The 14,323-nt window shown below is 53.9% G+C and carries 4 protein-coding genes; all 4 read right to left on the reverse strand.

Going from position 1 to position 14,323, the window contains the following annotated elements; all coding sequences use genetic code 11:
- Positions 1-10,491, reverse strand: a 10,491-nt coding sequence (locus tag EPN96_01085) for a hypothetical protein (GenBank protein TAL18393.1), incomplete at its 3' end; no start/stop codon positions are given.
- Between the two features lie 37 nt (positions 10,492-10,528).
- A complete protein-coding gene (locus EPN96_01090; protein ID TAL18394.1) occupies positions 10,529-11,431 on the reverse strand; it encodes a hypothetical protein in 903 nt (300 codons plus the stop codon).
- Positions 11,413-12,297 (reverse strand): rhodanese-like domain-containing protein, encoded by an 885-nt coding sequence (locus EPN96_01095; protein ID TAL18395.1) that lies wholly within the window; start codon positions 12,295-12,297, stop codon positions 11,413-11,415. Before EPN96_01095 ends, EPN96_01090 begins: the two co-directional genes overlap by 19 nt.
- Before the next feature lie 571 nt (positions 12,298-12,868).
- Positions 12,869-14,323, reverse strand: a complete 1,455-nt coding sequence (locus EPN96_01100) for a hypothetical protein (GenBank protein TAL18544.1) — start codon at positions 14,321-14,323, stop codon at positions 12,869-12,871.

Raw genomic sequence — 14,323 nt, forward strand, 5'->3', positions numbered from 1 at the left:
CGTTCCCCCGAGTGCGTTCTTTTCCTCGTAAATCCTGCCGAGCGAGTCATAGACGTACTCCGTGACGTTGCCCTCTTCGTCGGTCACGGACGCAATACGCCCCCCGGAATCGTAGGCGTAGGACTTCTCCTGAGAATTTCCGGCGTCCAGATGGGCGATCTCGCGCACGACGCGCTGCATGGCGTCGTACTCGCGCGATACCGAATAGGTGGGGTAGGTTACTTCCGTATAGTTGTCGCTGGTGGCGGCGACTTCGGGGCGCTCGTCGTAGTAATAACCGGTAACGTTCTCGGCGGGATCGGCGGAGAAAAGAAGCCGCCCCTCGGAGTCGAAAGAAGTCGTGCTGATGCGCCCAAGAGGGTCAATGGTTTTCACCGGACGCCCGGCGGTGTCATACTGGATGGTTGTGACCGCCCCGGCGGGACTGGTTATGGAGAGAAGTTTTCCAAGCGAATTGTAGGTGTAGGAGGTGCGGCGCTCTACAAGGCCGGAGCCCTCAACGTTTTCCGAACGCACCTCCGCCGTCATGTTGCCCTGCGGGTCGTACTCGTAACGGGTGACGTGCAGCGGCACGGGGGTTGCGAACGGGTCGGCGGCCGGATCCGCGTAAGGATCGGCGAAGCTGGTCTTTCTCCCCGCGGCGTCGAAGGTGTAGCGGCGCACGTTTCCCCTCGGGCAAATTGTCGTCCGCGCGTTGCCCATGACGTCAAAATCCTGGTATTGCCAGATTTTGCCATCAGCGTCGGTGCGGCTGGTCATGTTTCCCGTCGCATCGTATTCCTCTCTGGAGATTACCGCCGCAGTCTCGTACCCCTTTCCCTGCAGCCTCTCGGTCTTTGAAAGGATTACGCCGTTGGTCCCGAACTGGTATTCATGGGTGATTATCCGCTCGTCAGCGGTGGCGGGAGCCTCGGTCTTTTTGAGCATGTAGCCGCTGTCGTCGTATTCGTAGACTACCTTGTCGACCCCGTTGATTTTTTCGCGGGTTAAGATATCCATGTCGGGGAGGTACTCCCACTCACGGATTGTTCCGTCAAGGTACGTCTTTTTGATAAGCCTTCCCCACTCGTCGAACTCTTCGGTGCTCTCGTTGCCTTTTTCGTCGGCTATTACCGACGTTCTTCCGCTTCTCGCGATGGTTTTGACTCTTTTGCCGTTGACGTCCTGGCTGAGCATACGGCCGGCTAAATCCAGATAGGATATTTTTTTCGCCCCTGAAGCCGTTTGATGCTCCACCCTCATTTTTCCGTTTTCCGCCTTGTAAAGCGTGGAATCCGTTTGCCCGCCCGCATGAGAAACGGAAACGTAATTGGGGGATTGCTTCACCGTCACCGAATAATCTCCGGGGCCTGTCGTTCTTATTGTGCCGGGCTCATTCTCCGGGTATTCGTAACGGGTGACGTTGCCGAGAACGTCGGTCACGGTCTCAAGGCGATCCGGTTTGCCTAAACCATTGAGGGTATAGGTATACAGAACCTCTCTGCCCGTGTAATCCGCCGCTCTCACGATGTAATTGTTGTCATCGTCGTAGTAGAATATATCTATAAGGACATTATCGTTAGCATCCTTTATACGAACGGGCCTTTTCTTTGAATAGAAGTCTGGATGAATGTATTCGATGTTGCCCAGCACCACATAGTTATAACCGAACGACTTCATCCAACCGTCCGGATAATACATTACCCAATTTCCCTTTTTATCTTCCCAGCGATAACCTCTGGACTCGCTAAGACGATATATAACCCCATTCTCGCCGGTTGCTATTGTATTTGCGCTGTTATATCTATATTTTTCTCCCCGCAAATTAATATCGCAATTCACTTCCATGTTAATGTTGGTCGATGACGAGGAACTACCTACTGCACCAACACTACTGGAGGCCCTTGCTGAAGGGTATAAAAACCCCTGATATCCACCGCCCGTTGAGCCACATGTCCAACTGAAATCCATGATTTTATTTGAGAGGATGTCAAAACCCGAAGCACGACGAGTAAACTCAACGAAACCACCGGGAACTTTAACCTTGAGATCGGTGGTCCTGTCGTAATACTTGCGCGAGCCCATGTCAATGCCCGAGCCTGTCGTTATACAGCGCCCTGCCGTATCATTTCCGTCGGAGCGGGGATTGCAGGGAGAACCTCGGTCTCCAGATCCTGGGCTTCCTGCCCTGTCACAAGAATCGCTCTGAGGTGGTGGCAATTCACACAATTCCTCGCTTATCGCCCCTGCCGAAGGGCTTGACGATGTTGATCCCCCTTTACTGGAATCGTCCCCCCAAAGCATTCCGCCACCGCCGCCGCCACCGCCGCCCCAACCAGGGCTGTCGCCGCAGGAACCTATGTTGCCTGAGCCTACCCCCACCGAGGAGCTGCCGCTTGAGGTGCCGCCGTTGGCGCACTCGTAATCGTAGTCCAGATCGCCGCTCGATCTGGGCGCGCCTGAGCATCCGCCGCCTCCTCCTCCGCCGGTCGATACGAAATCAATCAGAGCGACGACTTTAAACGGAACATGTATCGTGGTTTTGGCGGCGATGACTGACGGGATGCCGGTTAAAAGCTCGAAACTGTAATAAGCCTTTCCGTCCGGCTTCGTGAAAACCGCATTCTTGGCGTTTATCAGCCCCTGATTGGTAATCTCCAGTTCCCCTTGGTACACGTCGCCCTTTTTCATCTCGGGCAAACCGATATAGGTGGGGTTGAAGGTTACAACCGCAGCCGGGACGTTTGTCTGAAAGGTGGTATGGAGGACTATTTCGTACTCGTCTTCAATGAGGGTTGGGACAACCGACCATTCAACCGTGATGAGGTTGTTTTTCAGGAATACCTTTTCGTTGGCGGTAACTCCGGGTTTTACCCAGATGCGACCGACAACCTCTTCGTGGTCGGGTGCGGACGCGCGGTATTTGTACTGACCGGCAGGGATGGCGGTAAACAAAGCTTCGCCCGTGGCATCGGTGTTGACGGTGAACGTTTGCAGATAAGCCAACTCATTCTGGAGGTAAATTTTAGCGCCTCCGACCCCCTGAACGACGTTGTTAGACTCATCGGTCGTGCCCGTGTAGATATCCTCGACCTTGAAGAGCGCATTCCCGTTGCCTGACTGAGTGACGGTGATGAAAAGGTTGATATCCACTTGGGGGGCGTTTGAACTGGAAACCCTGAGCTTGTATGAATAAACCCCCTCGAAAAGGCTCGATGGAGGGGCAAAGGTTATCGGAACTTCGATTTTTTCTCCTACCGCCAGTTCGACCGGATTTTTTTGCGCGTTGAGTAACATCCATCCCGGCGCGACATTGCCCTCGGCATCGACAAGCGACAAAGATACGTTGACGAAACTTGCGTATCCCTTGTTCTCCAGCGTTACCGTTTCGGTTATAACTTCTCCCTGACGGACTCCTGTGTCAACATAGTTAGGCATAAATGACAAAACTGGTGCAGCGGCAGTCAGATGGTAGTTAATGGTTACCTTTCCCCATACCTCTTCATCGCTAACTACTTTCAGGACCGCAACTCCCGAGGCTGCGGCTGTGTTGTCGCCCCAGAATTTAAACTCCAGAACGGATTTCTGGTTCGGGAGAAGCGAGGCCAGGGAATTGACGGGCTCAATGGAAACACCCGCAGGGAGGGTTCCGCCGGTTTGATCGGCAGCATCGTAAACAATGCGAAGGTTGGACGCAGTAGTACCCTCACCGGCAATGACTGTAATTGGTATTTTTTGTTCAAAATTTCTGGGGGTTTTTAACGTTATCGTTGCAGGGTTTATCGAAAGGTTTCCTATGGTGAAGCTGGCCTGTGATGGCCTGTCAAACAAGTCGGGATGCACAGCACAGACGCTGTAGACTCCCGACTCATCCGGCAGCGGCTTAAAAATCTGCGAAAAATCTCCGTTTTCGTCTGAATATACGCCGTACTTCCGCTCAAACCCCTTGACCGTCACGATTACCGTCAGCGGAACATTCGCCAGCGGCTGGTTATCGGAGCGCGCAAAAGCCTTGCCGGTAATTGTTATGTCCTGACCGCCGTTGGAAGACTGAGGCGTCACCTGGGTGACCGTTCCGTAGTAGGAGGTGTCCACAAGGGTTATCTGCCGGGTCGTTGTCACTCCATCTATTTGGACGTGGTCGAAACCGCCTGAATGGTAATGAAGATTTTCAACCCTGAGCCTCAAAGTCAGCGAATCGGGAGCGCCTGTGGGCACCGGGAGATCGAGTGGCGCAGAGATAAATGATCCCCCTCCGGGGATACGGGCCACCGTGCCGGAAGCGATAGATATGACGTTGGCCCCCAGCTTCTGGATATAAGGCTTCGCCGAAAGAACGTTGCCATCGGCGTCAAGAAGTTCAACCCATATTTCGCTCGTTGTCCCTGAAGCAGTAACGATCTCAAACTCTTCCTTGCCCGGATTTTCAATCGTGAAGCTGACGCTGACAGCTCCGCCGCGAACCGGTTCATCATTTGTCAGGGTGATAACGGGTTTGCCGTTGCCTACCGCGATCTGCTCATTACGGACGATTTCTGTCTTCTCGCCTGTCTCGGGGATGATCTCCACCGTTGTGGTCAAATCTGCCAAATCAGGCAAATCCTCATATCCGCCAACTACAACCGGAACAACCGCCGTCTGTCCTGCGCCAATTTCGACAGGTGAGGAGACATGGCTAACCGCGCCCAACAGAATTTTTACCCTCAAACCCGAGAGGTCAGTGACGCCGTTGTTCGTGATTTCATAGTCGAGTCTGTTCATGACCCCGCGCTTAATCGTGGAGTCCATACTTCGGTTTATGACAAGCTCGGGCAGGGTAACGCCGCGTCCAAGGCTTTCTTCAAACCCGTCATCGGCTTTTACTATGTAGATTCGTTCGTTGCCCGCATATCCGGTGTCTTCATAATAGGCTTGTGTCAAAGGAGCGCCGTTGACGGGATTTGAGAGATTCGGCTCAACGTAAACATCGTAGTTAAGCCCATTCGTCGTATGGCTCCACGAGAGCACGGGCAGCGCATTGTCGACTTGGCGAACCGCCAACGCAGCAACGGGGAGGAGTTGGAAATTTATTCGTACGCCTGGCGAAAAGGCCGACTCGTTACCCGCTGTGTCAACCGCAGTGACTGCGTACATATGCTGGGCCGGAGAAGGCGCAGTGTCTATCGCTGAGGGAGTTTTGACGGCTGACAGGATTGGAGTCAAAAACTGCCCCTGGTCCTCGGTTCTGTATACATTGTAGCTTACCGGTTCCTCGGCTACGGCCTCCCAGGAAGCGCTTACGCCTGCGCCCACAAGCACAAGCAAGAGGTTTTGCGGTGCCGCGGGGGGAGTGGCGTCTGAATATACCGAAACGGCCTGACTTTGCCCGCTTATCGATTCCTGCCCGTTGGCGTTTCGGAGACTGGACACTGTATAGAAATACTGACCTTCACTCGACGGATGGTCGTTATGCACTAGCTCGCCTGAAGTTCTTGCGATTTCAATGAATCCACCAGCGCTATCCGGTCCTTTTCTATAAACGACATAATCCGCCGCGCCAGAAACCGAATTCCAGGTAATGTGCGCAACACCGCCCGGCAAGGATTTGCCTGCAAGGCCTGAAGGGGCGTCCAGAGGAGGCAGTTCGCCCTGATAAATCTGAAAGGAGTTTTGGGACCCGATTTTATCTCCGGCATTCCCAAGATCATCTGTCGCCGAGAAGCTGAAGGTCAGGGATTCCGGTCCGGCGATTCCCGCGTTTGCAGGAAGGATGAAGCTGCCTTCCCATTCTCTTTTATTCAGCGCAGCGGTTTCGTCGAGGCCGATCTGCGTTTGTGCTTGCGGATTGCCGGAAAGGGAATACTTCATAACCGGACTTCCGGCTGCGGCGGGTTCGTCTAGAACCATGGTTACATGCACCGAAGCCGGATTGGATTCTTCGTTCTTTATCGGACTTTGAGGCGAAAGGCCAAGGGCCGTGACTGCCGGGCCGGACGTATCAATGGTTATTGTCGCGCCGCCGGTTAAATTGGTTCCACGGTTTCCGGCTGCATCTCTTGCCGAAAACACCGCCGTCGCAACGCCTGAAGGAGTTGTTCCGGATATGTTGAAATAACCCTCGTAAACCAATTCTCCTGTCTTTCTCAGTTCTATTGAAATAGGCAATCCGCCGGAAGGAGTAATGGAGAGAAAAGGTGTTGTTAAAAGTTCCTCGGAAGCCGCAACCTTCACATTTACAGGTCCGACAGTCGTCCTCCCTGATGCAACGTCATGTTTACCCGGCTGAAAAAAATATTCGATAGCGGCGCTCGGCATGATTGAATCGGCCACAGCATATGCTTCGTTTGAGAGTTCGCTTTCGTTCAAGGCATTATCGACGGTTGCAACACGGAAGTACCAACGTCCGTCGTTGCGCAAGGCGTTGTATGTTTTCGACGTTACAAGTGAGGTATTTATAAGCGTTGCTTGCGAAACTGAACTGAAAGCGGCGTTTGAGGCATAAATCCGATAGCCCTTGATGGCTGTTTCCGATGGTTCAGACCACGCAAGCCTTATCGTGCCGCCTTCTTTTGCTTCGGCGGTGAGATTGGAGGGCGGATACGGCAAAGAGGTATCCAGCAAAACGTTAATGCCGTTGCTCATCGAGCTCTCGCCGGCGCGGTTAGACGCACTTGCGCTGATCTGGTTTGCGCCTTCCGTGAGGTCTGCGTTCGCTGAAAAGCCGCCGGAAGAAGCAACCGCAACACCGGTTACCTTTTGCTGCCCTCCGATGTAAATTGAGACCGTTGAATACTTGTCGGCGGTGCCCGTAATTGAAATTGTCTTGTGGTTTGTCGGGGTCGCGGCGGCATTCAACGTCGGCGGCGGCGGGACAGAAAGGGCCACGTTGAGAGCATAAGTCGCGGAAGGAGTCGAATTGCCAAGGGTGTCGTGTACGATGAACTGAACGTTGTGATTGCCGTCGGTTTCGTTGACGACGTTCCAGGGAAAAGAATACGGCGAACCGGTGTCTGTGGCGCGCACCTGTCCGTCAACCACAAACTCCACCCTGCTGACGCCTGACGGATCCGTGGCGGCAACGGTGAAGGTGCCAGGGGCGGATACCGTTTCACCGCCGGTGAGGTTGTTTCCGTTGAGCTTTACCGACGTTATTGAAGGACCCGCGGTGTCCGGAACGGGCGTTACCGAAGTTTTGGGGAAAGTATCGCGGCGCTCGCCGTTGGAATCATTAACAACCGTCACGGCGATATAATATGTTCTGTTGTTTGTAAGCCCCGTTATTTTCGCGTTCGTGGCCGTAGTGCCGAGGCGAGGCGTAAGGCCTGAAAGGGTCGTAATGTCGGCATCGCTTAAATAGACATTATACTTTTTAACCAGACTCGCCGGAGAAACCGCGCTCCACGTCACATTTGCGTAGCCGCTGAAGGGCTCGGCGGAGACCGTCATTGGATTTTGCAGAAGGGTTACGCCTTGAAGGGAACGTCCCGAGCTGTGGTTGCCGTCATTGTCGACGGTGGAGATATTGAAATCATAGGCCTTGGCCTGTTCGAGACCGACGGGGGCAAATTCCGTATCCAATGCTCCGATATCGGTAGTGGTTCCGTTGAAAACCACTCTGTAGCCGGCAAGGTCGCCGTCAGCGTTCGCCGAAGAGGACCACCGGTAAAGCAGGGCTCCGTCAAGGCTGGTGACGGCAAGATTCGTCACGTCTTCCGCCGGTTTTACGTCCGACAATGAGACCTGCACCGGGATAACCGCGGGATTTAAATTGAGAGACTGATCCACGGCGACTACCGCGAAGAAATACGTCCCCCCTCTCGAAAGCCCGCTCACCGTCGCTTGTTTTGTACCGGCGGCAACGGACTTGACCGGCGATTGACCTTCTATCGACGTAAACGATTGAGTTTGCGAATAGATGTCGTACCTTAAAATGTCGCCGTGCAGTTGCTCGTCGTAAGCACTCCAGCTGAGGACCGCCTCGGTTCCCGATCCGGCGCCGTTGGCTGAGAACTCAACCTGCGGAGGCGCCGTGTTGTCGAATAGAATGGTCACGGTCACGCTTTCGCTCACGTTTCCGGCCGCGTCCATGGCTTCGACGATGAAAGCGTTCACTCCCGTGGCAAGCACATAGCTAACATTCCACGTGGCCGAGCTGTTCAAAGCCACCTTTTGTACGCCGTTTATCCAGATCGACGACTGAGGGTCTTTCGATCCTGAGAGTGTAAGATTTATGTTATTGGTAATTGCGGGAGTAGCGGCGAGCGCCGGAACGGAGGGAGGAAGGGTGTCTACGATGAATTGCAGATAAGCCGCCTTTTGGTTCCCGGCGTTGTCGAACGAAGTCAGGGAAACTCCGTAACCGCCGTCCATAAGCGGTGAAGCCGGCGTGAAGGCCACTTGTCCTTCGCCCGTAGAACTCCAGTCCCCCGGCACGGCCGTTCCGGCAGGCGTCGCTACAACGGCAGCCGATGCAATTGTACCACTCTCATCGATTCCCGACCCGGAATCGGAGAAAACCAGAGATACGGCAGAAACTGCATCGCCGAGGAGAGCCCCGCTTGCGGGAGCGGAACTGACTAAGCCAGGCGCCGCCGAATCAAGGACAACCGTCGCACTCAAAGGCGCGGAAGTATTCCCATCGAAATCGGCGGAGGTCAGAACCAGCTGATTCTGGCCCGGTGAAAGAGTTTTCACAAAGGACCAGGTGGTTTCGGCGTCCAGGGGGACGACGACAACGCCGTTGGCTAAAATCGACGAACCGGCGTCTTTGGAGCCTGAAATTGTAATGGACGGCTGATTCGTGTATTGCGGCAAAGCTGCAGCAACAGGCGTCGAAGGCGGCGTCAAATCGGTTCGGGGATGGTCGCTCACTTCATTTGAATAGACGCTCTCCATACCCTGAGAGTTTTGGGCGGTGACTACATAATAATATGTGGTCCCGTTGACTACGTCGGTATCAGCGAAGTTCTGCTCAACTAAAAGATTGCCGACTTTTACGTAATCGCCGCCTGAGGTCAGACTGCGGTAGACGTTGTGGCCCTCCACGCCGGTATCCGGGTTAGCAGACCAGGCAAGGGTCAATATACCGTCCCCGGGAGTCAGCGAAACGCCGGATGGCTTTAGCGGCGCGATTGAAGTTCCGCCCAGCCAGGGGTTGTAAAGAACCTCATTTGTGACTTTGCATCCGGTTCCAGAAATATTTGTCGTCGCATGATAAGGGCCGCTTGAGTCACCCCACCAGTTGTTGGTCGCGTCGATCGGTTTTGCAGGGGTTGTATTGTTGACGCCGTAACCGCTGCAAAAGACGATGTCGCTGTAGTTTATCGAAAGGTCGGAATTAGAGGTTTTTATGCCGTCTACGGCGTATTTAATCTGAGCGTTTCGTATTGTCGAATTCGCCCCCGAAGGGTCCCTGTTGAAAGCGAGTCCGGACCAGGTTCCGGCGGAAGGCGCGGGATTGCTCGACGTGAAGACTATGGGTTTAGTTGCCTCTCCCTCCGCCTTAAGCGCTCCATAATAGGAAGAGGAAGATAAGCCAACCGTAATTCCGGTGTTGACCTCAAAACGCATTTCAAGACCGGGCTCAAGCGTCAGAACCGGAGGAACGGCCCCGGAACTGCCGTAAACCGCCACGGGAACCGTGACTTTGTAGGGAATGCCGGGGTTGGCCCAGTATTCGTTTTGGCTGATATGTTCGCCGGTTACTGCGTAGAGCCGTACGAAGTCTCCCGGAGCGGTAAAGGTATTGTTTGAAAAAGCTGAACCGGTTCCAAGCTTGCCTGCCGCCATGCTTATCGCGCTTGCGCCGTTGCCGGAAAATTCACAACCGGTTACGACGGCTCCCGCCTGCATATCGAGCCCGGCCCCGCCGTTATTTAAAAAGCGGCTACCGGAAACCGTGAGGGTGCTTGGCGTAATAACCTCGATGCCATCCGCGGCGTTTTGGCTGAACGTGCAGTTGGTTACCGTAGCCTTTCCGCCATCGTGGATGCTCATGCCGTCGGCTATGGCGTTTTCGACCGTGACGTTTTCCAGATTCAACAGGGCATTATTTTGAACGTTGATGCTGCCCCAGTAACCGGACTGATTCCCATAGCTGATGCCGGCGTTTTTAATAGATGAGCCGTGCAGCGGATTTGACTGATACAGGTTGTTGAAGGTAATCGGCCCCCACTCCCCCGGCGCCGGATTAATCGAAGCGGAGGTAAAAATTATCGGTTCTTCAGGGGTGCCGTCGGCTATGAGACGGCCGTAGTACGATGCTGAAGTCGATCCGAAGGTCAGCCCCGTCCCCGAGACGAACCTCACCTCTACCCCCGGCTCTATCGTCAGCGTCACAAGACTTCCGGATTTGTACACGGAAACGTTCCCTTTGACTATGTAGGGGCTGTTGGCCTTGGTCCAGGTCGCGTTTGAAGATATAACGCCCGAGACGTCGGTGGCGTTGCACTTGTATGGCGACAACAGGAAAGCAACCGCCAGAGCTAGAGTCAAAATGAAATTCTTGATCGAACTCATGATACCCTGCCTCATTGGAACCCCCGGGATTCACACCCCATAGAAACTATCTTCAGTTGAATTTTATTTTTATGTCTTTCTCGCTGCACCAGAACCGATGCTCACCCTTCAGGGGTGAGTTTTCGTTGCCGAAAGGCGCGAGTGAAAACGCGATAAAATCGGATGAGCGGCCATTGAATATTTTCTTCTGCGGGTCCACCGTCACCCAGCCGCCATCGAGGTAGACTTCCGCCCAGTTATGAAAATTTTCGGGTTCGACTATAGAGTCTTCTGCGTATACGTAACCCGAAACCACACGCGCCGGAATTTTCAGGGCGCGGCATAACGCAACGAAAAGCGTCGCATATTCGGTGCAATCACCCTTCCTGTTCCGAAGCGCGTATAACGCACCCCTGTCCTTTTCGGCATACCCGGAGTAGGCGATGGAGGCTGAAACCCATTTGCTCAAAGCCTTTGCGGTTTCAGGCTCGCTTTTAGCGCTTAGTTCCAAAGCGGCTTTTATGATTTCCGGGTTGCCGCTCTCGATCATCGGCTCCGACGTCAAAAAAAGATCTTTTTTCGGCAGTTCGGCCGCCCAAGGGGTTTCGTTCAAGGCCATTTCCGCGCGAATCTGAATTATTTTTGTGCCGAAAGGCGGAATGGAGGGGAAATTGAAATGCAAAACCTGATCGCCAAATTCATCGGCTATAAGGTCGGCAGGCTCGGAGGAGACGACCGTGAGGCACTTTTGCGAGGGGGTTTTTCGCACCGGGGCATGGACCCAAAAATCAACGCCCGTAGCGGTTTCGGAGCTTAAGTTCTCAAGGGTAAGCGAATAATGAAGATTTCTTCTCATAGGGTAATCGGTGGATATTTTTTCGGGCTCGAAGAGATGATCACGGCACTGCGCCGAAGCGGCCAGCATGCTCACACAAGCAGCGATCAGGCAAAGCATTCTCACTGGCATGAGCCGCATCCGCTTCTAATGAATGGAGAACCGGAATTTTGTGACGAGATAATGCTTATTTGCTGTGATTCACCGCCTCCCACGCTCCTTAAGGCATTGTAACTTTTTATTGCCTTGAGCCCTCCTTCGACAGCAAAGACGGAAGCCCTGACTCCACTTTTTTTTACCGCGTTTACGACAACCGAAAGTTTTTCCGCATTGTAGGCGCCGTCGCTGTCGAAGACCGTGATTACTACAAATCCATTGTCGGCACGGGCCGATATCGCATCCGGCAAAGCATCGGGATTTCCGTGGTCGGCAACTATGGAATCGGGTAATGGACACTTGGCCTCGTTGGCATCCACGCCAACTCCCACGGCAAGCCATCCTTTTTGTGTCTCATTCAAAAAGTAATCTTTTGAGGAAATAAAAAAACCATTGCCTCCACCCTTGGGTTTTCCTTTCTCCTCGACCACTTTGCCATACCAGGCGGCGGCGCCTCCCTCAAGGACTCCGGCACCCGGGTACCCTAGGTCCCTAAGTTCTGAACATAAATCCATAAGTTGCGCAAAATCATAACCTTCTCCGATAAGGGCAAATTTCTTGCCCTTAAGGAAGGTCTTGGTCTTTACCGAGTAAAGGGGGATGTTCAGGGCATCTGCGATATGCCCTTCCGAGAAATCTCCGGAAGAACGTATATCGATAAGTAGCGTGTCGCGCGAAAGCGACTCGGGAAGAATCCGGCAATCAGAGGGAAAAGCGAAAGAAGGTGCGGGCAAATGCACGATAATGCATACGCCAATCAAAAATAAAACTCTGGTGACGGCATTTAAAAAGGTTGCAACAAGGGAAAGCGCACCCTTTCGAGGACCGCTAAAATCGACCTTGAATATCATTTTACCCTGCCGAATAAAAATTATTCCAAATGCAACTATTTATACAGCATATGGCCCTTTATTTTGGCTTAACCCTTGTTGCCGATAAGGGTGCCGAATCTCTTTCCATGGTCTGTCTGGATGCGGGCTGAAAACGTTGGCCCACCACCCAAATTACACAGCCAAAATCCACGTTGGCGAAAATGTGAAATAATTCATCACCACGAAAGAGAGACAATTATTTTTCATGCTATGATACCGCTCAAAATGGCGCAAGTTGCAAATATAAAAAACATGCTTTCAGACTGCCCCTGTAACCCTCCCGCAAAATAGTACCGGTCAAGTCAAGTTGTTCCACTCGGTTCTTGGCGTCCTCAAGGGTTGTATCGAAAAATGGAGGGAAAACGTAAGAGGGCGACCTGGATTGTAGAGTTCATTGCCGCGCCCCTCAGCCTCTTCGGGCTTCATGATGGTGACAACCGGCTCGCCTTTGTCTCAGGGGCCGCAGACTGCTTTTAGCTCGACTCCGGAGCTTTCGCCCCCAGACAAATTGGTCGAAACCGGCGAGGCGAGCGTATCGAGGAACAGGGAGTTACCGCATCCCAGTGGAAAGCAAATCCGGATTGACGGACATGACGTGGTACATGCCGTTCAGGTTCGCTATCATGTCGCGAAAGAATTCGCGCATCGCCTCTTCCGAGTAATTGTCGTTGCGCAAATCCTGCGTTTCGCGGCGGAGGGCCAGATCGAGGGATTCATGGGGGGACTTGTAGACGCAGATGCCGCCGAAGACGTTCCAGTGGCGGCTTTTGTCCGCTCCGTCCTCCTTGTTGCCGGGCAACAGGAAATTGTCGAGGGCGAGCGAGGCAGGCAGCGACTCTTTAGGGATGGATTTTACCCAGGCGAAGGGGATGCGTATCGCCTCGTCGAGAAGCCCTACCGCCTTCTTCTTATCACCTCCCTCGATGCGAAGCGCTTCCCTGAAGAGCAGGACCATCGGCAGGTTGTGGTTTTCGACCTTCGGGTCCATGTGCCTTTTGCTCGTCCTGGAAACGGCTCTCAGGTAGCGGGGATCATGCTGGGCGTAGTTTATGAGCGCCCTGAAATCGTCCTCGCTCGCGGTGCTTTTGTAATACTGCCATTCCGCGCGCTGAAGGTAGTTTTCCAGATTGGCCAGGTCCCTCGGCGGGGGGAGGCCGTTGAAGTCGTAGCCAAGTCCGAGGTCCGAGGCGAGATAGCCGGAGACCGCCTTCAGAACATCTTCCCAACCGTTCTTCCCCTCCTTGAAACCCGCATACGTCCGCGAGCCGAGAATCTCCCGAAGATGGTCTCGAAAAGCCAGGAGTTTCACCGAAAACCCGGGCTGTCCTCGCACGGTGAGGGTCTCGGCGTCTTCCGACAGCTCCATCAACGTCAAAAGAAGCTCGAATTTTTCTCCCGCCTCGAAGAGTGCTTTAGCTTTCGCGATCTTTCCCGCCGCGTATTCCTTCTCGATGGGCAAAAGGCCCGGTCTGCGCTTTAGCCAGCCCTGTTCAAACCTTGCGGCCTCGCTGTAAATCGCGGCGTCGAGCGTCCCGGCGTAAGAGCCTGAGCCGGTCTTGGGCGCGGTCCCCGAAAGCCAAACGAGGGAGGGGTCGCGGTCGAAAGCATAAGGCAGGGCGAAAAGCGGCCTGATCCGGTATTCATCCGTCGAGACATAGCGGTAGAGTTCTCTCGGGCGGGGAAAGGGCTCCCTCCTTGAAAGGGCGCTTTCCTCGGCCGCATAGGGGTCTCCGCCGGAGTTTACCAGCGCGCGTATGATCGTCGAATCTTCGACATCGACGAGACCGTTCTGGTTCATGTCGATGAGACAAGCCGTCTTGTCCGGCGCAAGGGCGAAATTGCTTGAAAATTGATCGAGCAACACCGCGTCTTCGGAGCCCCATCGCCCGTCACCGTTCAAGTCGCCCAGCATGACAAGCTCGGAATTTATCCGGACACGGTGTGTGGGTATTGCGTACTTCCAGTAGCCGTATCCGAGAACGCCCAAAGCGCATAACGCCAACAA

The sequence above is a fragment of the bacterium genome, assembly GCA_004322275.1.
In the GTDB taxonomy this organism is placed as follows: Bacteria; Desulfobacterota; Deferrisomatia; order Deferrisomatales; family BM512; genus SCTA01.